Source organism: Phormidium sp. CCY1219 (assembly GCF_035615515.1).
Taxonomy (GTDB): Bacteria; Cyanobacteriota; Cyanobacteriia; order Cyanobacteriales; family Laspinemataceae; genus CCY1219.
Window position 1 is genome coordinate 52693 of record NZ_JAJENT010000407.1, and the last position, 21945, is coordinate 74637.

At 49.3% G+C, this 21945-nt stretch carries 15 protein-coding genes; 7 read left to right on the forward strand and 8 right to left on the reverse strand.

Annotated elements, in window-relative coordinates:
• The 4 genes from LKK83_RS08925 (at position 1) to LKK83_RS08940 (ending at position 6005) form a co-directional block, all read left to right on the forward strand.
• Entirely contained in the window at positions 1–1017 is a 1017-nt protein-coding gene (locus tag LKK83_RS08925; RefSeq protein WP_324630727.1) for a hypothetical protein, read from the forward strand.
• A 246-nt stretch (positions 1018–1263) separates the two neighbouring features.
• Positions 1264–2451, forward strand: coding sequence for a glycosyltransferase family 4 protein (locus LKK83_RS08930; RefSeq protein WP_324630728.1), 1188 nt, complete (start codon positions 1264–1266; stop codon positions 2449–2451).
• Positions 2451–3698 (forward strand): glycosyltransferase family 4 protein, encoded by a 1248-nt coding sequence (locus LKK83_RS08935; protein ID WP_324630729.1) that lies wholly within the window; start codon positions 2451–2453, stop codon positions 3696–3698. The genes LKK83_RS08930 and LKK83_RS08935 overlap by 1 nt, the downstream gene beginning before the upstream one ends.
• 276 nt (positions 3699–3974) lie before the next feature.
• Positions 3975–6005 (forward strand): ATP-binding cassette domain-containing protein, encoded by a 2031-nt coding sequence (locus LKK83_RS08940; RefSeq protein ID WP_324630730.1) that lies wholly within the window; start codon positions 3975–3977, stop codon positions 6003–6005.
• 73 nt (positions 6006–6078) lie between these two features.
• Here LKK83_RS08940 and LKK83_RS08945 read toward each other — a convergent pair whose 3' ends face one another.
• The 7 genes from LKK83_RS08945 to LKK83_RS08975 all read right to left on the reverse strand — a co-directional run bounded on the left by LKK83_RS08945 (position 6079) and on the right by LKK83_RS08975 (position 15080).
• Positions 6079–7215, reverse strand: a complete 1137-nt coding sequence (locus LKK83_RS08945) for a hypothetical protein (RefSeq protein WP_324630731.1) — start codon at positions 7213–7215, stop codon at positions 6079–6081.
• 160 nt (positions 7216–7375) lie between these two features.
• Positions 7376–8962 carry an MBOAT family O-acyltransferase gene (locus LKK83_RS08950; protein WP_324630732.1) on the reverse strand — a complete coding sequence of 529 codons (1587 nt, stop codon included), beginning with the start codon at positions 8960–8962 and terminating at the stop codon, positions 7376–7378.
• A 108-nt stretch (positions 8963–9070) separates the two neighbouring features.
• Entirely contained in the window at positions 9071–10147 is a 1077-nt protein-coding gene (gene mutY, locus LKK83_RS08955; RefSeq protein WP_324630733.1) for an A/G-specific adenine glycosylase, read from the reverse strand.
• Positions 10148–10228: 81 nt separating this feature from the next.
• The gene (locus LKK83_RS08960; RefSeq protein ID WP_324630734.1) at positions 10229–10579 is read right to left on the reverse strand and encodes a DUF760 domain-containing protein; all 351 of its coding nucleotides are present in this window, start codon (positions 10577–10579) and stop codon (positions 10229–10231) included.
• A gap of 226 nt (positions 10580–10805) precedes the next feature.
• Positions 10806–12686, reverse strand: coding sequence for a serine/threonine-protein kinase (locus LKK83_RS08965; protein ID WP_324630735.1), 1881 nt, complete (start codon positions 12684–12686; stop codon positions 10806–10808).
• A gap of 27 nt (positions 12687–12713) precedes the next feature.
• Positions 12714–14624 carry a serine/threonine-protein kinase gene (locus LKK83_RS08970; protein ID WP_324630736.1) on the reverse strand — a complete coding sequence of 637 codons (1911 nt, stop codon included), beginning with the start codon at positions 14622–14624 and terminating at the stop codon, positions 12714–12716.
• Positions 14625–14855: 231 nt separating this feature from the next.
• Positions 14856–15080, reverse strand: coding sequence for a helix-turn-helix domain-containing protein (locus tag LKK83_RS08975; RefSeq protein ID WP_324630737.1), 225 nt, complete (start codon positions 15078–15080; stop codon positions 14856–14858).
• A 247-nt stretch (positions 15081–15327) separates the two neighbouring features.
• Here LKK83_RS08975 and LKK83_RS08980 point away from each other — a divergent pair, with 247 nt between their 5' ends.
• Positions 15328–15939, forward strand: coding sequence for a hypothetical protein (locus tag LKK83_RS08980; RefSeq protein ID WP_324630738.1), 612 nt, complete (start codon positions 15328–15330; stop codon positions 15937–15939).
• 64 nt (positions 15940–16003) lie between these two features.
• Here the strand turns inward: LKK83_RS08980 and cax are convergent, their stop codons facing one another.
• Entirely contained in the window at positions 16004–17098 is a 1095-nt protein-coding gene (gene cax, locus LKK83_RS08985) for a calcium/proton exchanger (RefSeq protein WP_324630739.1), read from the reverse strand.
• An 873-nt stretch (positions 17099–17971) separates the two neighbouring features.
• Between cax and LKK83_RS08990 the strand changes: the two genes are divergently transcribed.
• Positions 17972–20653, forward strand: coding sequence for a DUF3536 domain-containing protein (locus LKK83_RS08990; protein ID WP_324630740.1), 2682 nt, complete (start codon positions 17972–17974; stop codon positions 20651–20653).
• Positions 20654–21404: 751 nt separating this feature from the next.
• The gene (locus LKK83_RS08995; RefSeq protein ID WP_324630741.1) at positions 21405–21689 is read left to right on the forward strand and encodes a PEP-CTERM sorting domain-containing protein; all 285 of its coding nucleotides are present in this window, start codon (positions 21405–21407) and stop codon (positions 21687–21689) included.
• Positions 21690–21945: the final 256 nt, after the last annotated feature.

Sequence of the window (21945 nt, forward strand, 5' to 3'; positions counted from 1 at the left end):
ATGCCAGCGGGATTCAACCCCATTCATGCGGTAAGTTTTGGCAAAAAAGGTTGCGATGACCTTAGAATTGCTCAGCGAGTTGCAAAAGTTAAAGGTGCGAAATTTCATCCCATTGAAATTAATGCACAGAATTGGTTGACTGACTGCACCAAGGGGATATGGTGGACCGATGGAGAGTGTAGTGTCAGACAGCTACAATTTATCAGCGTTTTTCAAACGATTCAAGAAAATCAATGGTTTGATTTTAACTTGCATGGCATGGGAGCAGGGGGTGTAATTGGCGGAGACCTGTTATTTAAACCAGAGGATTTTGTCAAAAAATATCTAGAAAAAAGACTGGGAATAAACTACTTTATTATTGGCGAGAGTAACAAGGCGCTTATCGAACGCTACTGTGAATATTTTAATAGTATCGATAAAAATCCGCATATTTTATGCTTAGATAATCGCAATCGAAGTTTTGGAATAAGAGCAGCTAAGCTGAATCAATTTCTAGGAATAGAAAATCGGTTTCCATTTGTAGCAAATTCTATTCAAGAATTGATTTATGCCGTTCCCAATGAGACGAAACAGAACAATCGACTGTATGAAATAATGCTGCTGGAATTTTTCCCAGGGTTTTACAAAAAAATACCTTGGCAAACCACCGGCGTTCCCATCGGTCCACCTGACCTCGGAAGAAAAATAGCAGAGGCTTCAAAACGGTTTCAGAATAAATTGAATAACAAACTAAAGCGGTTGGGAATGAACATCGAATCAAAATCTTTGTCAAAAGGGGGCTATACCGCAAACGATTATGCAGATCATCAAAACTGGCTCCGCCAAGAGCCTTCCCTATCTTTATTTGAGGAAGTGCTGAACAATCCATCAGCTCTATACGCGGAATATGTATCGAAACCAGAGATTGTAAAGCTTTGGAAGCACCATTTACAAGGAGAGGATATGTCGGACAAACTGTGCCGAATATTCACCGTGGAAATTTGGTTGCAACAAGTGCTTGAAGGAAATTATAGATGAGGAGCGTTGGAGAAAAAGAATGGTATGGTAAAATATCGGAATCAACTCATCAGGCTATTAAAAGTAGGAAAAATGCGAACAAAACCCCCTCAGATAGCTAGTCTAACTCCTGCCCGGAAAAAGAGCATCTGATTCCCGCTTTAGGGTAAAGAGGATCTGGTTGGCATGACCGGAGAGAGTGGCTACCATGAGTTACATCCAAAGAGTTCACTATAGTAAATAAGGAAATTGTAGGTATATTGAACTATGAAAATATCGGTGGTAATTCCCGATCTATCCTGCGCTTATGGCAACTGCATGAGCCGAGGCTATTTATTTGCCAAAATCTTGCAAAGAAGATATGAAGTAGAAATGGTGGGGCCGCTACTAGGGGAAGGAATTTGGACGCCAGTAGCGAGCGATTCACATATGAACTATAAAGGGGTGGATTGTAGAGGGATAACGCTCAAAGAAGGGGTTAAACTTTCGCAAAAATTAAAACAAGTAGCCGAAAAAATAGAAGGGGATGTGGTGTATGCAAGCAAACCCCTGTTAACCAGTTTTGGTATTGGTTTATGGGTGAGAGCAGTTGAGAAAAAACCAGTGATTTTGGATATCGATGATTGGCAAATGGGGTTTCGGAAAGAAGCCTATCGAAAAAAGACATTGGGGCAAAAAATTGACGATTTAAAAAAATCAGCGCGTCAGCCGCATACCACCACTTCTTATTGGAATAACTGGATAGGCGAACAGCTAACGGGATGGGCGAATGACATCACCTTGTCCAATCGGTTTTTACAACAAAAGTTTGGCGGGGAAGTGGTGCGCCATGCGGAAGATACGGATTTATTCGATCCGGAGAAAATAGATAAAAAGCAAGCTAGGGAAAATTTGGGAATTGAAGAAGGTAAAAAAATCGTCATGTTTTGTGGGAGTCCGAGAAAGCATAAAGGAGTAGAAGATTTAGTTGAAGCAATCAGTTTGGTGAAGAATACCGATGTGGTATTGGCGATAGTGGGAAACGACGCGGAATGGTACTCTATCAATTTTGTCAAGAGAGCGAAAGAAAAACTTGGCGATCGCTTTCAGGCATTTGGCTTACAACCGTTCGATCGCGTGCCTGAATTTTTAGCCACCGCCGACCTCACGGTAATTCCGCAACAGAAAAATTTCGCTACAATGGGACAAATGCCGATTAAGGTCTTTGATGCGATGGCAATGGCCAAACCGATTATTGCCTCAAACGTCTCGGATTTGCCCGAAGTTTTGGAAGGATGTGGCTGGATCGTAGAACCCGATAATCCGCAAGCGATCGCCACCGCCATTGAATATGTCTTAGACCATCCACAAGAAGCCGAAGAAGCCGGACATAAAGCCCGCCTCAAGTGCGTCGAAAACTATAGCTGGAACGCCATTGAAAAGGTGTTAGGCAGCCTATTTCAAAAGTATGAATAATGCAGGGCGATCGCGAAAACACAGTGGAAAAAATTGTGAACGATAAACGGTTAACTTCTCCCACAAAAATTTCAATCATTGTCAGCGATCTATCCACAGGAGGAGTCGGGCGATGGGGCGGCGGTGCCGTGCGGCCCTTCTTGTTGAGTCAGGTTCTCAAACGGCTAAACTGTGACGTAGAAATCCTTGGATTTAACGTTCAAAAAGACACTGCCGAGCTATCCTATTTTGACGATATTCCCATTCAGACGATACCAGGAAGCAACTATCCCGGATTTATCAAAGCTGCCAATCAACTCCGCGATCGCATCAACGGAGATATTATTTATGCCTACAAACTGAGACCCAGCAGTTTTGGGCTGGGACTTCTCGAAAAGTTTAGAACCCAGCGCCCTTTGCTGCTCGATATCGATGATTGGGAATTGAGCTGGCATGGCGGCGATCGCTGGCGATATCGTCCGCCAAACCCGAAACAATTCGCACGGGATATTTTGAAAAAAAACGGGCAATTGAGATATCCCGATCATCCCCTTTATTTGAAGTGGATTGAAAAATGGGTATCGAAAGCCGATGTGGTGACGCTTCATAATAAATTTTTGCAAAATCGATTTGGCGGCGTTTATTTGCCCAATGGAAAAGATACGTCCCTGTTCGATCCGAGTGCCTACGATCCCGACGCAAGTCGAAAGCGCTACGGACTGTCCGACTATCGAGTTTTAATGTTTCCTGGTGCCCCGAGACCCTACAAAGGAGTAGAAGACATTTTAATCGCACTCGATCGCCTCAACGAACCAGACTTAAGACTGGTGATTATTGGCGGGAGTCCCTATGATGACTACGACAATCAACTGCTCGATCGCTGGGGGCGTTGGATAATTAAACTGCCCGCCATGCCCATTCAATTGATGCCAGAAGTGGTCAGTGCCGCTCATATCGTCGTCGTGCCCCAGCGAGATGAACCCGCCGCCGTGGCTCAATTTCCCCTCAAACTCACCGATGGCATGGCAATGGCCAAACCGATTTTAGCGACCCGAGTCGGAGACATTCCAGAAATTTTAGGAGACAGGGGCTATCTCGTCGAACCGAGTAGTCCCGAGCAAATCGCCCAGAAAATTCAGTGGATTTTCCAACATTGGAACTCGGCAATAGAGCAAGGAAAAAAAGCCAGGGAAAAATGCGTACAATATTATAGCTTTGAGAAAATGACAGAGATTATGTCCGAGATTCTTTCGCAGGTATTAAAATAACAAATCACACTTGATTCCATCGGCAATGCTAGTGACAGCTAAAGAAAGATAACCCAAAATCGCCAATGGTTAAAGTAACAACACCTCAGGTGTTCTCCTTAAGGTAAAATCGAGCCACTCAGTAAAAGTAAACCGGATGCGCCAGCAAGCCCGGCGATCGGCGTGGCACAGCCAGCCACACCAGTTTTCTGGTAAACTATTACGGATGAAGCAATCTAGCAACCGTCCGCGATCGCTTCTATATCATCCGCAACCTAACCTGGTAGGAACTCTTCCATGTCTCCCACTCAGTTTCTCCTTGAATACGCCAAACAACGCCCATTTTGGATCGTACTGACAATCGGACTCGGTTGGTCAGGGGCATTGTTCAATGGGGTCGGCATGACCCTGCTGGTACCCATTTTATTGGGCTTTCTCGGACAAGAAGTCGAATTTGAGGGAGGACCCCCGATAATTCGTCAAGCACTCTCAATTTTTGACGGAGTAAATCCAGAGTATCGTCTGTGGTTGATGATGGGATTAGTGCTCCTGGCAATTATTTTAAAGAATGCGGCAACAGTAGCTAGCTCTTTAGCCTCCGGTCATCTGGCGCGGTTGCTCGTGAAAGACATTCGCAGCACCGCCATCGACTTACTGTTAAAAATAGATATAGATTTTTACACGAAAACCAAAGTCGGAGACATCATAAACTGCGTCAACCAAGAAGTGAATCGTTGCGCGGGAGCCATTCGCCTTGGCGGTCAGATCGTGACCCAGGCGATCACCGTTTTAATATTTGTGGGGATTCTGCTACTCATCTCTTGGGAGCTGACTTTAGTCTCAACCGTTTTGTTATTAATCGTGCCCTTCGTGTCTCAGTTTATCATTCGACGCTCTAAAAAATACGGACAGCTCCTTTCCGAGAAATCCCGGGAATATTCCAGTTCTTTAATCGAAATGTTAAACGGGATTCGGCTGGTTAAATCAAACAGTCAAGAAAACCAGGAATACCAAAAAATTTACAGACTGATTGAAGGGCGAGAACAAGCGCAGATGAAATCGCAAATTAACTATTCCATCATCAGTCCTGTCAACGAATTAAGCGGAATCGCCGTCATATTGGCGATAATTTTTTTCGGCAGGCTAGTTTTTGCCGATCGCCTCGAATCTTTATCCACCGTTCTGTTAACTTATTTGTTTGTCCTTTCCAGAGTCGTGCCGATTCTCGGGCAGCTCAATAATAGTCGCAGTCAGTTTGCGAATGCAATTCCGAGTACCACGATTGTCAGCGAATTTTTACGGCGAGATGACAAGCCGATTATGAAAAATGGGGTGGATCCTTACCGGAAATTAGAAAAAGGAATTCATTTTGAACGCCTATCTTTTGCTTATCCGGGCACGAATGAGTTAGTCTTGAAAGATATCGACTTGTGGTTGCCAAAAGGCACCACGTTAGCATTAGTCGGCGGATCTGGTGCGGGAAAATCAACCCTGGCAGATTTGCTGCCCAGATTTTACGATCCGAGCCAGGGTCGCATCACCCTCGATGGCAAAGATTTGAGAGAATTCGACCTGCAATCCCTGCGCCAAGCAATGGGAATTGTCAGCCAAGACACCTTTTTGTTTAACGACTCGGTACGCAATAATATTACCTACGGTCGCCCAGATGCCACGGAGGAAGATGCCATCGAAGCCGCAAAGTTGGCCAATGCCTATGAATTTATCATGGATCTGCCACAAGGGTTCGAGACCCAATTAGGCGATCGCGGGATTCTACTTTCCGGCGGACAACGACAGCGCATCGCCATCGCCCGCGCCTTGCTGCACAATCCCGATATATTAATCTTAGATGAAGCCACCAGCGCCCTCGATACGGTTTCCGAACATCTGGTACAACAGGCGATCGAACGCCTCAGTCGCGATCGCACCACCTTAGTCATCGCTCACCGACTCTCCACAATTCAAAACGCCGATAAAATTGCCGTACTCGAAAAAGGAGAAGTCGTAGAACTCGGCACCCACGACGAACTCTTAAAGAAAGATGGCTACTATTACCGTCTTTACAAGATGCAATTTTCTGACGATACTCAAGATTTAGTCAGAAAAGCTCGCAATGAAACCCTAATGAACACCTCCTATGAAATCCGCACTCGTCTCAACCCGATGATTGGTTTCTTGCGCTTACTCCTCGATGAGGTAGCAGACTCTCCTCAGGAGCAACAAGAACTCACCCAAGAATCTTACGAGTGTGCGCTTCGATTGCTCAACACCTTACAGTTCCTAGAAAATCGCGCCAAAGTTCAAAGCGAAAGGAACAATTCCCTATAGAACACTCAGTTCGGTGACGCTTTATCTGGTACAGTGTTATTAAGCGGACAAAAAATCCCCGCCAGTGGATGTCTTATTCCATCGTCTTCTTTGAGACTCCTTGATGATAGCGCGCATATTCTTGACGAATTTCTTCGATTCGGGCGTCTACATTTTCCGGCGTCACCAACACGCCAAAATCCTCTGGAATTTCTTCCCCGCGCTCATCGTCCCCCAAGATTTTACGCAATACCATATCCCCCACTTTTGGAATAAAATGACTGGTATCATAGTACATCCGGTCATTGGTAGTAATCGAATTCAAACCCGAAAAATCCCACACTGCACCTGCATCCGCCACCACTTCCCGCAACCAATTGGCATAATCCTCCATATCGAATTCGGAAAACCGATGTTGATTGATCGGATTGATTACGACAATTCGGTCGATACTTTTCCGATCCATCGCCTCAATTGCCCTCTGATATTCCCCTAAGCTGTCAATTTTTTTCTCGATAGGCTTGGGCTTTTCCCACTCTTTCAATGCTTTGAACTGATTCCCCTCATAGCGATCCGGGTTTTCATTCAAATCGATGTAGTTCTTGTACCAAAAATGGCCGCTTTGAGGGTCAAAGGAATAAATCAGCTCATCTTTCAAATTTCCTTCCACCGCTTCCCACACCGTATTCGGCTGAAATAGAAAATATTTCAAATAAAAGAAGGGGGGAAATTGACCCGTTACCCGAGGATGATCCTGTCGGAACAGTTCTAGGGCGTCTATTTTACCATACCCGAAATCATAGTCTAAGGCCAAAACAATTTGCTTGGGATTTTCATTTTCAACCAGCCATTCTATTTTTCTTCTTGCTCCTAGGGCATTATCTCCTTCAGCATTGAGATTGTAATAATGATAGCCCGACAGTTTGCTCGCCGACTCCACTTGATAGTAGTTTACCCGCGAAGACCCCACCAGAAAAGCGGTTTCCTTCTCCGAATCAAGCAAATGCTCTATTTTCAAGTAGCGCGTATTGGGAGAAAAGTTTTTCTGATTAAAATTAGAGAGACCGAACACTTTGTAAGGGTCGATGAGAAGAGCCGGCAAAGTTTGGAAAGCTAAAAATATTGCTCCTACTGTAGTAAAGAAATAGAGCAAATACGACTTGGATTTGGTCGGAATGGCAGAGGGTTTTGCCATCGAGGTTTCGGAAGAGGTGAGTGGTTTGGATTTCATGTCCTGGAATTTTCCTTTCACAATCTTGGTGGGGGGTAGGGATTCGTTAACAAGGAACGGCAAATTTTATCCTAAAAAAGTCGCGGGGGATGGAGGGATTGGGGGTAGGGTCGCGACCTTGTAGGGGAGAGGGTGGAGGGGAGAAATACACAGGGAGTGATTAGAATTGGAAGTAAAGAAATTCCGTAGGTCTGAGCAAAAACACCAAGCTCAAACCGGCGGCGAGTCCCACCACTACAGACCATTGCGGAGTGGGTTTCCATTGCAGTTTTTCCCACCAGACATTGCCCAAACGACCTGACGGAAATTCGGCGGGATAATCCAGTGCGGGATTAGCGCGTTCCATCCACTGCTGAGTATTGGGCGCACCCCAAGCGATCGCGAGCAATAAAACAATCCAAAACATTGCCAGCGGGGAGGGTAAAGCAGTTTTCGACCCAGCCAAAATCCCATTAAACTGCACGATCGCACTGGGCAAAAAGCCGAGAAACTTCTCCGTAAACCCGGGCAAAGAAATCCCATTTCCGCCAAACATAGCAGTCAACATTGCGCCCGCCGCTTCCATGCTGGTTGCCCGAAAGAATACCCAAGCCACCACCACCACAAAAAAGGTCAGCACGCAACCCAAAACGCGACTCCACCAAGACCCTTTCGCCTTAATATCTTGTCCGAGAAGCTTGCGAAATTGCAGCCATTGTTGGTGAATCACCAGATAAGAACCATGTAACCCACCCCAGAGGACGAAATTCCAGCCCGCGCCGTGCCATAACCCGCCTAACAACATGGTAATCATTAAATTAACATAGCGGCGGATTTTCCCCTGGCGATTGCCACCGAGGGGAATGTAAAGGTAATCGCGCAAAAAGCGGGAAAGGGTCATGTGCCAGCGCCGCCAAAACTCGCTAATATTCACCGCTTTGTAAGGCGAATTAAAATTAAGCGGGAGTTTGATACCGAACATCCGGGCCGCGCCAATCGCCATATCGGAATAGCCCGAAAAATCGAAATAAAGCTGCATCGTATAGGCAAGTGCCCCACACCATGCCTCAAAGAAACTCAACGTGGCCCCATTTGCCGCCGCATCAAACACGGGAGTCGCGTAAAGCGCAACAGTATCGGCAAAAATCACTTTTTTGAATAACCCAATCGAAAAAATCGTAATTCCCACCGACAAATTTTCCCGATTGAAATGGTAAATTGCTTTTTGGGCAAACTGAGGCAGCACCTCTTTGTGCAGAACGATGGGGCCGGCGATAAGCTGGGGAAAAAACGAAACGAACAAGCAGTACCGGAGAAAATTGTATTCCTTCGTTTCCCCATTGTAAGCATCAACTAGATAGGAAATCTGCTGGAACGTAAAAAAGGAAATCCCTAAGGGGAGGAAAATGTCTCCCAGGTCGATATTCGCGTTCGCGATCGCGTTAACGGTATCTGCGAAAAAATTGGCATATTTAAAATAGCCAATCGAACCCAAATTAACCGCCATGCCAAAAATCAACAGTCCTTTGCGCTTTAGGGTCGAACTAACACTATCTTTACTCAGGAGCGAGCCTAAGCAATAGTTAAACAGAATCGAACCCAGAATTAATAATAGATAAGGCGGATTCCACCACCCGTAGAAAAATAAAGAAGCGGCCACCAAAAAGGCGATCGCCCAGCGATAGTGGCCGATTTTCCCAACGGTAAAAAAACCCAGCAGGGCAATCGGCAAAAACACGCAGATAAATTCGTAAGAATTAAACAGCACGGCTTTCCTCAGTGCAAACAGAAATAAGTTAGTACAAGCCACTGCTGCCACTAAAGCGATCGTTTAGCGGCACTCGATCCATTCTTATTTCAGCTTACCCTACACCGGTTAGCCCTGACGTAACGCTTGGATAATCTTTACATTAGCTTTAGGAAACGGAAACCGATCCATCTCCTCTAACCTCACCCAGCGCACCTCATCGCACTCCAACGGTTGCGGATCCCCGCTTAACAGGCGACAGTGATGCACGTTGAGGGTGACGCGAAAATGAGTATAAGCGTGTTCCACCGAGATCAGATGCGCGCCCACTTCGATTTCGATCCCCAACTCTTCGCGAATTTCGCGAGCAATACAAGCTTCCACGGTTTCTCCCGCTTCGAGTTTACCGCCTGGAAACTCCCACAATCCTCCTAGCAAACCTTCTTGCCGGCGTCGGTCAATTAAAATCTGTCCGCTATCGTTCCAGATAACGGCAACACCAATATTTTTATGAGGAATGGGACGAGAAGAAGAGCGCATAGGTAACTGAGATTGCAGATTAAGTTGATAAGCTTGGCAGTGGGGAGTCCAAGGGCAACGATCGCAGTTTGGATTTTTCGGCGTACAAACCTTTGCCCCCAAATCCATCAGCGCTTGATTGAAATCGCGCGGGCGGTTCGGATCCAAAAGACAGTCGGAAAGCTGCCATAACCACTTCATCGCTTTATTCGGTGGCACCGACAATCCTATCACTCTAGCCAAAATCCGCTTCACGTTGCCATCGAGAACCGAAACCGGGAGATCGAACGCCGCACTGAGGATCCCGCCTGCAGTGGTTCGTCCGATTCCCGGTAACGCCATCACCGCATCTAAAGTATTGGGAAACACCCCACCGTGACGGCGGACGATTTCCTCGGCGGCGCGGTGCAGATTGCGCGCGCGGGCGTAGTATCCCAGACCTTGCCACGCTTTCAGCACCGCTTGTTGGTCGGCGCAGGCCAGTTTTTCCACCGTGGGAAACCGTTTTAACCAGCGTTCGTAGTAGGGAATCACCGTTTTCACTTGGGTCTGTTGTAGCATAATTTCCGAGACCCAAATTGGGTAAGGGTCTTGTCCGCGACGCCACGGTAAATCCCGACAATTCCTGCCATACCATGCCAATAAAGATTCACGCAGGGATACAATAACAGAATTCGGCAAACTCATCGAGGAGCTTGCCGAGTTTTGAGAGGTTGCGAGTTTAAAATTCCGGTGTTTTGAGTCCACGTTGCGATTCGCTGTCTCTGCTTACTCCGGGTCGGAAGAATGACCCTCACTCAATTGCAACGATTGTTCGAATTTCATGCGTTGTTCGGCGTTGCGGAGAAAATAGCCGCTCATCATGGCCGAAGCTAATAAGCGCCCGAGATGCTCGCGATTAGTGGTCACGGTGACGCCGAAATGTTCTGCCGGGAGATTGCCCAACAGTCCGACGATATTGCGTTCCATCACCTGAAACACTTCCGAAGAAGCGGGTTTAGAAAGTTGAGAGACCGTTTCGGGACTCATCGATTGGACGTATTGCCAGAGGATATTATTGTTGTCCCCATTTCCTTCACCGAATTCTGGGGAGCGATCGCGATTGGGTATTGGGTTCATGTTTGACCTCCGTTGAGTGGTTTGTTTGTGTAAGAGCTGTTAAGTGGTTTTGAGTTAAATATTATTTCGAGGGATAGCTGAAAAATAATTAAGTTCTTAACTGTTTCTAATGTAACAGGTTTCCTGGGAAAGGTAAGTAGGCGCAACCGAACAAAAAGGGACGGTTTGGGTGACGATATGGGAGTGTTGTAGGGGTTGTGTCGGGGAATTTAGGCAAGGTTTTCGCTCAAAGGACGAGGGCGTGAGACGGTGCGGGAGACCGGGTAGGCGATCGCCAACTGAAAACCGCCCCATCGCTACTGGCGCTGACAATGATTTCTCCGTCGCCACTGATGGCCACATCAGTTACGGGGGCGCGATGCCCCTTCAAGGTAGCCAGCAATTTCCCAGTGGGCAAGTGCCAGACTTTCAGGGTGCGATCGCGAGACCCACTGACCAGGGTTTGTCCATCCGGGGCAATTGCCAGTGCCCAAATCGTTCCTGAATGACCGTTGAGGGTCTGTTTTTCTTCTCCCGTGGCCAAATCCCAGACTTTAATCGTTTTGTCTAAATCGCCACTGACCAGGGTTTTGCCATCGGGAGCAACCCTGACACAAGTCACCGCCGCGCAATGGCCCGTCAGGGTGCCTAGTAATTCGCCACGGTGCAAATTCCACAGTTTAATCGTCTTATCGCCACTGCCACTGATCGAAGTTTGATTATCCGGATGAATGGTCAGGGATGTGACTCCGTAGGAATGACCTTCCAGGGTGCGGATCGACTCACCAGTGGGGAGATGCCAGAGTTTGAGGGTTTTGTCGCAACTGCCGCTAACGAGGGTTTGGTCATTGGAAAGCATTGCCACTGCCGCCACCCAAGAGGAATGACCTTCCAGGGTGCGAATTAATCCGCCTGTAGGCAGATGCCAAATTTTTATCGTATTATCCGAACTTCCACTGACCAAAATATTGCCATCTGCACTCATTGCCACGGACCAGATGGCATCTGCATGATGGCCTAGGGTGCGTAGCAGTTGTCCGGTGGCGAGGTTCCACACTTTAATGGTGCGATCCCAGCTTCCGGTAACCAAGATATGGCCTCCCGGACCGATCGCCACCGACCAGACGCAATCGCGATGACCGATAAAAGCTTTATCGCGGGTCATGCTTGCTGCCTGTGGGAGGGAAACCCCTGTGGGTATGGTTGCTGTTGTCGGTTCTGAGAGTCGCACAACGGCGAGCTGTTGGAGAATTTCCTGGGAATTGGCGGGGCGTTGTCCGGGTAAATGAGCCATCAGGCGATCGATGAAATCCAGGAGGGGGGGAGAAATGTGGGAAACGGCACTGCGCCAGCGCAACTCAGAAGTGTAGGCGTCGTAAAAAGTGAGGGGATGCGAAGCGGTCAGCAAATAGACGAAGGTGCGGCCCAAGGCAAAAAAATCGGATTGGGGGACCGTCCAGCCATTTTCTTGTTCTGGAGGGGCATATCCTCGGGAGATAATTGCGGTACCGGGTTGGCCGGCACTCATTTTGGCCAAGTAAGTATCGGAGACTTCGCGAACCGTGCCAAAGTCAATTAAGGCCAACTTTCCAGTGGGTTGCAGCATGATATTGCTCGGTTTGATATCCCGGTGGAAAAATTGCCGCGTGTGGACATCGTGGAGGATTTGGGTGAGTTCGGTGAGCCATAAATGGGCTAAGTGTTGGTCGATCGCCCGTCCGCGCTGTTTTAGCCACTGCTCTAGGTTGACCCCTTCGATTTTTTCCATGACCAAACCATGTAAGGGGGATTGACAAGCCGGATGATTTATGGTAAAAGCCCCCCCCGGATCGACTTTGGGAATGCCGGGGCGATCGAGCTGACTGAGCACCCGGGCTTCTTGGTGAAACAGAGACAGGGCTTTTTGGTGGGTGCTACAGTCGTGAAATTGCGCCAGATTGAGGAGTTTGAGGACTTTGCGCTGACCGTGGTGGTCGAGTTCGTAGGTCATGCTAAACCCCCCCTGACTGAGGGGGGCGATGGGGCGATACTGGCCGAGGAGGAGCAATTCAAAGCCACAACTGCGACAGAATTGCTCGCGATCGCCATTCTGGGGTTCGGGACAACCGGGGTTGATGCAGTAGCTCATGGCATCGCCTCTTGTCTTCTTTTTGCCCTAGGGCGGCATTTGCCATATTCTGATTTGTTTGTCAAGACCGGCACTGACAAAATGTCGATTATCTGGCGCGATCGCCAGCGCCCGGACATACCCACTGCTGCTAATGGTGCTTTTTAGGGTGCCATTACTCAAATTCCACAGCTTGATAGTGCCATCGCTGCTACCGCTGAGCAGGGTTTTGCCATCGGGACTAATCGCCACCGCCGACACGTACTTTTGACGCCCGTGGAGGGTTTTTTTTAATTCGCCAGAGCGCAGATCCCACAGTCTTACCGTACCATCGTGACTGCCGCTGGCAAGGGTTTCTCCATCGGGAGCGATCGCCAGGGAAGACACCCAGTCCGTATGACCGTAGAGAGTATCCACCCGAGTGCCAGAGGAGAGATTCCAAACGCCGATCGTTCTGTCGCTGCTGGCAGAAATGGCGGTTTCTCCATCGGGAGTGATGACCACTGCATTCACCCAGTTGCGATGACCGCGCAGGGTGCGCTCGAGCTTACCAGATTTGAGGTTCCAGACTTTCACCGTGTTGTCACTACTGCCACTGACGAGAGTCTTGCCATCACCCGATATGGCCACCGAATTCACCGCTTTCTCGTGACTGGAAAGGGTATATTGCACAATACCCAGAATTAAATTCCATGCTTTGATAGTGGTATCGTCGCTGGCACTGATCAGGGTTTTGCCATCGGGAGAGATGGCAAGGGATCTGACCCAGTTGCGATGTCCCTTCAGGGTGATTTTTTCTTTGCCAGAGGCGAAATTCCACACCTTGATGGTATAGTCCCAGCCGCCACTCACCAAGGTTTTGCCATTGGGAGCGATCGCCACTGAATTGACCCAATGACTCTGAGCTTTGAAGGGAGTGGGAAAAGAGGGCAAGTAACGGACGAAGTAAGCAGATTCCTCCCTGGAAGCTGATTCCAAATAAATTGGCACGGCTGCTACTGCCACGATCGCCGCGATCGCCATCGCTCCTTTCACCAACCAATGGAATTGAACCGAGGGGAAGGATATTGACGCAGGTGGGGCAGGTTTAAACGGTGGGGGTGGCGGTTCTTGCAATTGTCGCTCGAGTTGTCCTACCCGCAACAAAATTTCCTGGGTATTCTTGGGTCGATTTCCCGGAAAGGGTTCCATCAGCTCATCGATAAAATTCGCCAGCAGCGGAGAAATTCCCGGTGCGGCGTTGCGCCACAAGAGTTGTCCGGTGCGCGGGTCTTCGTCAAACTCGTTGGGATGAAAGCCGGTGAGCAAGTAGACAAAGGTGCGTCCCAAAGCGTAAAAGTCCGATTGGGGGACGGCTTTGTTGTTGATTTGTTCGAGGGGGGTGTAGCCGGCAGAGGTGATGCTGGTGATGTTTTGCCCGCCTCCGACTTTAGCTAGGTAGGTATGGGTCATTTCCCGGGCCGTGCCAAAGTCGATTAAGACCAGGCGATCCCCATCTGGAGAGCTGTGGGGAGTGGTAGGAGTCCGCACCATGATGTTGGCGGGTTTGATATCGCGGTGGAAATATTGCAGTTGGTGGACTTTTTGTAAGATCTGCGCCAGTTGTTTTAACCAGTGGAGGGCTTGGAGTTGGCTTAGCCTGTGGGGTGTGAAAGTGCTGAGCCATTCTTCTAGGTTTTGCCCGTGGATTTTCTCCATCACCAGGCAATGCAGGGGTTCGGGGCTATTGTGGGGCCAATAGAGAAAGTAACCATCGGCTTCGACTCGGGGAATGCCGGGGTCTTTGAGTCGGAGCAATACGGCGGCTTCTTGTTGGAATAGTTCGACGGCTTTGGGATTTTTTTCGATGAGCACTTTGAGCACTTTGGACTCGCCGCGATCGCTCACCTCATAGATTTTGCCAAAGCCTCCTTCACAGCTCAATAACCGCAATACGCGATAGCGATGGTTGACCAGCAATTCAGACCCGCACTGACAACAGATCTGGCTGTTAATGTTGGCGGGGTGGTTTGGTTGGGGGCACCTGGGATTGATGCAAAGGCTCATGGGAGGCTACCGTAGGAGGCTGTATTTGCAGTATAGGCAGGTTTTGCCTCCCGCGCCCACCGACCATTCCCCGGGGCAAGAAAGAGTGCTTTTGAGCTGAGCGCAATCCGCCAAAAGCTCTCGTTGTTCCTTTTTACCTGTGCTTTAGTCCGGTTTCCCCTCCTCATCGGGAACGTACTGAATCAGATCTGCAGGGGTACACTCCAATACTTTGCACAATTTATTGAGCTTTTTTCCACCGATGGCTGGCAGGTCCTTCGCGTTTTTCAGCTTGGAGACGGTTACCGGATGCAGTTGCATTTTTTCAGCCAGCTCATCATTGCTCATACAACGCTCTGCCATGACGACTCGCAAACGCCAGCGGATCATAGTTTGTTTCTTGTTTGTTTGTCTGTGTTTTTTTTAGCTTTCCCTCAAGCTGGAAAGACTGCAACGATAGCTTTTGACGCTATCGCTCGTCCTCCTCTCGAGGCTATTATTAATTTTTGTTGCTTTTTTAACTTAGCAAAATAATCAGTTAGTTGAGTGTGCTAGAATAGAGAGTAACACAACAGCGATCGCTACCGCCAAAACTATCCTGCTTTTGACCTTCTACGAACCGATCGGGGACTCTACCATGAAACCTCATCAAAATGTGACCCTGGAAACTTCCGTACCCAGCCTCATCGGCCAAGGCTACATTGACCCCACAGATCCGCAGCAGTTGCCGATCTCGCGCGAAGATATCGCTCTGGTCTTGGAAATCGAGCCGGCGCAAATCGACCCCGATGGCATTCATCGCTGGCCCCACATGCTGCACGTGCGTCTGCAAAGCGGTCGCTGTACTTGTGTCAGTTACCGCTCTTTACCCGGATGGGCAGAAGCCGGAGAAGCGGCAATCTGGCGCTGCGAGAGTAAGGCACAACTCTACGACTTGGCCGAGGTGGTGCGTGCTGAGAAAAAACGCTTCAAAAGCCGATATGCGCCGGAAACCCTAGCACAATGGCGGGAAGCGTGGAAGACCCATTGCGATCGCGTCGGGGAGATTGAAGCGCGGCGTGAGGAAGCCAATTCCTGGAAAGAAAGCTGGAAAAACATCGCGAAGTATTGCACCAATCTCAAAAGTTTCCAATTCTTCTTGGACGAATGGCGTCACCAAGCCACCAATTTTGCTGATTTACCCGATATCGTCCTCGAAACCAAAGAAATCTTGCAACAGCGCTGGAATTGGCTTTCTCAGGCTTCCTAGTACGGCAGAAAAAAAAGGTGAGCAGCGCCCACCTAACCAACTTCCATCCCATCTCAAATCGCACCTACCCGATCCCGGGAATCGCAGGATGGAAATAAAATGCCAATCCCAATATCAAATAAGTCGCTAACAGCAGGGTGCCTTCCAACCAATCGGACCGCCCATCAGAACTGACAGAATTGGCAATCAATACGGACACCGTTACCGCCACCAGTTCAAACGGGTTAAAGTTCAAATCCATCGGTTGACCCAACACCCAGCCGGCCAGGACCAACACTGGGGCGACAAATAGGGCAATCTGCAAACTGGATCCCACAGCCACGGAAACGGACAAATCCATTTTGTTTTTCATCGCCACGGTAACGGCGGTGGCATGTTCTGCTGCGTTGCCGATAATCGGCACCACAATCACCCCAGTAAACAGGGCAGTCAATCCCAGCATGGAGGTTGCTTCTTCTAGGGAATCCACCAGCAGTTCCGACTCTAGTGCCACTAGGAGGGTGCAAACTAATAACACCCCCGTCCACAAGAGGGTATTGGGTTTGGGAGTATGGGTAGGGTCTTCATCTTCCTGTTGCGCTTCTCCCACCTCGCACAGATAGGCATGGGTTTTCATGGAAAACAGGAGGGTGAGTCCGTAGACGAGAATCAAGACGATCGCTACTCCACTCGAGAGCTGCTGCATCCGGGTTTCCTCAATTCCACTGGAGGTGACATCCACCGCCGTGGGCAGCAAAATCGCGATCGCGGCTAAATTCATCGCCGAGGCATTCAGTCGCGCCACGATTGGCGGAAATTCTTGCTGTTTGTAGCGCAGCCCTCCTAAAAGCATGGAAAATCCCAGGACGAGAAGCAAGTTACTGATAATCGACCCGGTAATGCTGGCTTTGACCACACTCACGAATCCGGCATTGAGCGCCACAAGGGCAATAATCAGTTCCGTGGCATTGCCAAAGGTGGCATTGAGCAATCCTCCTAAGTTCGGACCGACCACTACGGCAATTTCTTCCGTAGCGATGCCCATCCAAGCCGCCAGGGGGATAATCCCCAAACAAGCGGTGATGAATATGGTGAGCGATCCCCACTGGAGGAAGTGACCGGCCATCGAAATGGGGACAAACACGAGCAAGCCAATGAAAATAATGTTTTTGACTGACATCAAAGTTGTTGGGTTATCCGTCGGTAATTATCTGTGAATCATTTGCAACCAGCAGTTGGCAGAAGGACAAGCGCCCTACAGATACGCCTGCCCCTGGATGCAAACTACAAGGAACTACAAGATTGATGGCATGAAGCCTCCCCCACCTGAATTGCGCGAGGTGGGGGTGTCGCAATCCTAACCTGGAACTGCGGTAGTCCACAAGTCACACAGACAGGCCCTGCTTCTAAGGGAACGAAAAAAGCGTTGGCGATCGGATTAAGGAGTTTCATGTTGTCTGTTCTGAAGCACTACATAGAAAATCAGGGCTACGATAATTAGTTGCTGCCGTTTTTCGAGCAACACCTGCCGTTGGCGAGGTGGGGGAATGCGTCACTCATTTTTTCAATGTTCAATTTTCAAAGTTTCTGCCCAATATTGACTCTTATAGGTTACTGATGAAAAGCGGCGCTCCCGAAGATGGTCTGGGGTGAGAATGAATGAAATGCAGTATTATAGCAATTTTTTTTAGAGTTGGGTTTTTCGGAACATTAAATTTTGTTTTAAAGTGTTAAGTAATCCTGGAGAGCGCGGCAATTTTAATGGGGATCGGTTATAGTGCTTACTGATGCTTCACAAACCCGGTCGGCAATGTAGCCACTAACGGAATTTATACCTAGAAACCCTATGGGTGGGGTGGGAACGGATCGCCGAGTGACCCAGACAAACAGGGTTGCGACGCACACTTCGGAAACATATTCCCGTAGCGCGCCTGATAGTGTGAGTGTTCTTTCCCAGTGGAAAAGAGACCCTTAACCCACACTGACTGGGGAAATTTGTCGTCCCCTGAGAATGAAGATATTGTCGTTTGTTAACACAAAAGCCAAGAAATAGATGACTAACCACTCTGAAACCGCCTCTGCGCTTGATGCGGCGTTAACCGAACTGAAGCCAGAAGTACAACAACCAATCAGGGAAAATCGCCCCTTAACCCTCGATCCCCTAAAAACAGCCACCGGGGTGTACGTGACCATTCACGGTCATTTCTATCAGCCACCGCGAGAAAATCCCTATCTAGATGCCATAGAAAGGCAACCCAGTGCAGCGCCATTCCACGACTGGAACGAGCGAATTTACCACGAATGCTATCGCCCGAATGCTTTTGCCAGAGTGTTGAACGATCGCGGGGAAGCGATCGGAATCGTAAACAATTATGAATATCTCAGCTTCAATATCGGTGCCACCTTAATGACGTGGCTGGAACGCTACGACATGGAGGTGTACAAACGAATTATCGAAGCCGATCGCAAAAGTGCCGAACGCCTAAACGGACATGGAAATGCGATCGCCCAAGTCTACAATCATATCATCATGCCCCTAGCCAACGAGCGGGATAAATACACCCAAATCCGCTGGGGCAAAGAAGACTTCCGCTTGCGCTTCGGGCGCGATCCCGAAGGCATGTGGCTTGCGGAAACTGCCGTAGACGCGCTCACCATCGAAGCCCTAATCGCTGAAGACATCAAATTTATCATCCTCGCGCCCTCGCAAGCGCAACGCTGTCGAGCGATCCCCACCGAGAGCAACCCAGAACCGGAGTGGCTAGAAGTGGGCGGCGGACAAATCGATCCCACCCGTCCCTATCGCTATTATCTCCCCGAAACCGATGACACTGGAGAGCGCAAATTTATCGATATCTTCTTCTACGACGGGCCGATTTCGCGGGATATGGGCTTTAATGACGTGCTGACCAGTTCCCAACATTTAGTCGGACGACTGGGCTTAGCCATTCATGGCGATCGCCGACCCAGCCAACTCCTGAGTGTGGCTACGGATGGGGAAACCTTCGGACACCACAAACGGGGGAAGGAAAAATGCCTCGCCTACGCCTTCACTGAAGAATTCTCTCGCCGGGGTTGGACGGTGACCAACTATGCCCATTATTTAAGCATCACTCCCCCCACCTGGGAAGTGGAACTCAAACCGATCACCGCTTGGAGTTGCTCCCACGGGGTCAATCGCTGGCAAGATGACTGTGGATGCGGCGGTGGCGGCGGCTGGCACCAAAAATGGCGGCGTCCCTTGCGCGAATCCCTCAACTGGCTGCGCGACGAAGCGATCCAGGTCTACGAAGAAGAAGCAACGCGCTTTTTTGCCGATCCTTGGGGGACGCGGGATGAGTACATCCAGGTCATCCGCGATCGCTCGGAGGATAACCTGCAGCGCTTCTTCGAACGCCACCAAAATCACACCCTGAAGCAATCCGAGCAAGTCGATGCCTTGCGCTTGCTGGAAATGCAGCGTCACAGCTTGCTCATGTACACCAGTTGCGGCTGGTTCTTTGAAGAAATCTCCCGCCCGGAAGGGGTGCAAATTCTCCGCTACGCCGCCCGGGCGATCGAACTGGCAGGGGATGTGGCGGGGATCGAACTGGAACGGGAATTTATCGCTCGCCTCGCTTGGGCACCGAGCAATGTGGAATTGTTTAAAGATGGTGCCAATGTCTACCATCATTTGGTGCAAACTGCCCAAATTAGCTTAGAACAAGTGGCGGCTCACTACGCCATTAGCGGGTTGTTTGCCAACTATTCCGAACAACAACACCTCTACTGCTACCAGGCTTATCGCCGGGATTATCAGTTGCAACGCATGGGCCCGCTGACTCTGGCGGTGGGACAGTTGCAGTTGATCTCGGACATTACCCGCGAAAGTCTCGATTTGGTGTTTGCGGTCCTCCATCTGGGTGGCTGGGATTTCCACTGCTGCATTCAGCCGTTTGCTGGACGACGGGCCTACACCACTATGAAAGAACAGTTGTTTGCGGCGATCCAAGAAGCGAGTGTGGCGCACGCTATTCTGGTGATGAACGAGCATTTCGATGGCAAATGGTATAGTTTGCGCGATTTGTTTGCAGAAGAACGTCACCGAATTATGCGCCTGCTAAGTCAGGAAACTTTGATGAGACTCGATCAGCTTTACAGCCAGGTGTATCGCGATAATTATGGGGTGATGATGGGCTTCCATCGCGATGAGCTGCCGGTGCCGAAAGAGTTGCAGGTGGCAGCAGAAATCGCTTTGGGTCATCGCTGCATGATGGAGGTGACGGGTCTGGAACAGGAAATGGGCAATGCGGTTGGGGATCTGGAGAAGATTTCTTGTCATCTGAGCGAGTTGGAGGCGATCGCTACGGAAGCGGCACACATGCGCTGTCATTTCCAACTGAGCGAGGCGAAGCGGATTCTCGAAGGTCTGATCGAGCGATCGCTGTGGCATCTGCTGCACGACGCGAAAGCGGAAACGGTGGAATCGGCGATCGCTGTGTTGGAACGTCTGATCGCGGTGGGCGAAAAGCTTCATCTGGCTCTGTGTCTCGATCGCGCTCAAGAGCTTTTATTCTATTGGCTCCAGGGGACTCTCGCCGAACAATCCATTGGGGTGGATGAGGAGAACATTACACCGACAGATGCTTCGGATTCTTCTATTGACTGGCAAGGTTCGGGGTTGCGTCGTCGCCTGCTGTTGTTGGGTCAACAGCTTAAGGTGGATGTGAATCTCTGGTTAGAACAGCTTCAGTAATTTTTCGCCACATCCCGATTCCCCCCTCTGCCTCGCCGTAGAGGGGGGATTTTCTTTGCCATCGAGTGGGTTCGTCGGTTTTTGCCGATGTGACCTGTCAGGGCAATTGCTACATTGCTGGTTCCATTCCTCCTGGGCGATCGCCTGTGGTGCTTCGGTGCAAATTCTCCTCACCTTTCTCCGATTAATGGCTGAAAAATCTCCCAAAAATCAAATCAAGCGGGAACTTAATTGTCTGAAATTTCGTCTTTAAAATAATCAAATTTTTAGCAGGTATTTTTCCGCGAATACTTCACCCTTTACTACCAAAAATATTTCCTCTCGCGCAGGATAATACCCCAGGCAGAAATACGGGGTAAAATTACTGCGATCGCCCTGGATTACTGGCAGGGATCGCAGGTGGTTTCCCCGCTTCGGGTTTCCCTAGTTTTCTTTCCTCCTCTATCTTTGGCTGTAGAATCTTCCAGCACTTTGCTGGTAGGAAATCTCACTTCAGAACGATGAGTCTTTTGTCTTCAGCCAATTAGAATGAAGCTAGTCGAAAAGCTGGGATGAGAATGATATTTTAAGGTTTTTTATCTCGCAATCGATTGCGATCGCCAAACCGAAAGCGTTGAATATGCGATCCAAATCACAACCCTCCCCGATCGCAAACACTCAGGCACGGTGAGCAATCGCAATGACAACCTAGCCGTTTGCCTCGATGATTAAAATTAGCAAGTCAAGGTATTGAATTAAGGAGATAATCAAGATGTTTGACAAAATTTCTCTCGGATTGGCCTCTATCTGTGCGTTTCAGATCGCTGCGATGGGGTTCGCCTCCCCCGCCGCCGCTGAATACAGTCTCCATGACCCTCATCGCACTCTGACCCTGGACTGTTCCCAAGAGGAATGCTCGATTAGGGGCGAGACAACCGCAACATTCGACCCTCCCGAACCGCGCAAAATTCCCGAACCCGGAACCGTCGGTGCTCTGTTATTGATGGGTTTGGGAATGGTTTGCTATCACGGGAAGCGCCCCCAGGCACAAGGGTAATAATGGTTCCAGGGAAAATCTAGGCCAGTGCGATCGCGATCGCTTAGCGCATATGCCATCCCCCACCACCCCACCACTTCAGCAATCCTTCTCAAACCCGTTTTCCGAGAAAGCGGGTTTTTCGCACTCTATTCAAAGGCATTTGCAAAACTCAACTATGTCCCATCATTGGGCGATCGCATCATCCCTGAAGCGCAATTGAACCTTCTAAGTCCGGCGTAAAGCAATCAGCGCATTGCACATAAGCCCTGCCTCC

Bases quoted from the DNA above. Each gene is read 5' to 3' on its own strand.
- LKK83_RS08965 (WP_324630735.1), bottom strand. From the start codon at position 12,686: ATGAGCTACTGCATCAACCCCGGTTGTCCCGAACCCCAGAATGGCGAT.
- LKK83_RS08940 (WP_324630730.1), top strand. From the start codon at position 3,975: ATGTCTCCCACTCAGTTTCTCCTTGAATACGCCAAACAACGCCCATTT.
- LKK83_RS08925 (WP_324630727.1), top strand. From the start codon at position 1: ATGCCAGCGGGATTCAACCCCATTCATGCGGTAAGTTTTGGCAAAAAA.
- mutY (WP_324630733.1), bottom strand. From the start codon at position 10,147: ATGAGTTTGCCGAATTCTGTTATTGTATCCCTGCGTGAATCTTTATTG.
- LKK83_RS08990 (WP_324630740.1), top strand. From the start codon at position 17,972: ATGACTAACCACTCTGAAACCGCCTCTGCGCTTGATGCGGCGTTAACC.
- LKK83_RS08980 (WP_324630738.1), top strand. From the start codon at position 15,328: ATGAAACCTCATCAAAATGTGACCCTGGAAACTTCCGTACCCAGCCTC.
- LKK83_RS08930 (WP_324630728.1), top strand. From the start codon at position 1,264: ATGAAAATATCGGTGGTAATTCCCGATCTATCCTGCGCTTATGGCAAC.
- LKK83_RS08960 (WP_324630734.1), bottom strand. From the start codon at position 10,579: ATGAACCCAATACCCAATCGCGATCGCTCCCCAGAATTCGGTGAAGGA.
- LKK83_RS08975 (WP_324630737.1), bottom strand. From the start codon at position 15,080: ATGATCCGCTGGCGTTTGCGAGTCGTCATGGCAGAGCGTTGTATGAGC.
- LKK83_RS08995 (WP_324630741.1), top strand. From the start codon at position 21,405: ATGTTTGACAAAATTTCTCTCGGATTGGCCTCTATCTGTGCGTTTCAG.
- cax (WP_324630739.1), bottom strand. From the start codon at position 17,098: ATGTCAGTCAAAAACATTATTTTCATTGGCTTGCTCGTGTTTGTCCCC.
- LKK83_RS08945 (WP_324630731.1), bottom strand. From the start codon at position 7,215: ATGAAATCCAAACCACTCACCTCTTCCGAAACCTCGATGGCAAAACCC.
- LKK83_RS08935 (WP_324630729.1), top strand. From the start codon at position 2,451: ATGCAGGGCGATCGCGAAAACACAGTGGAAAAAATTGTGAACGATAAA.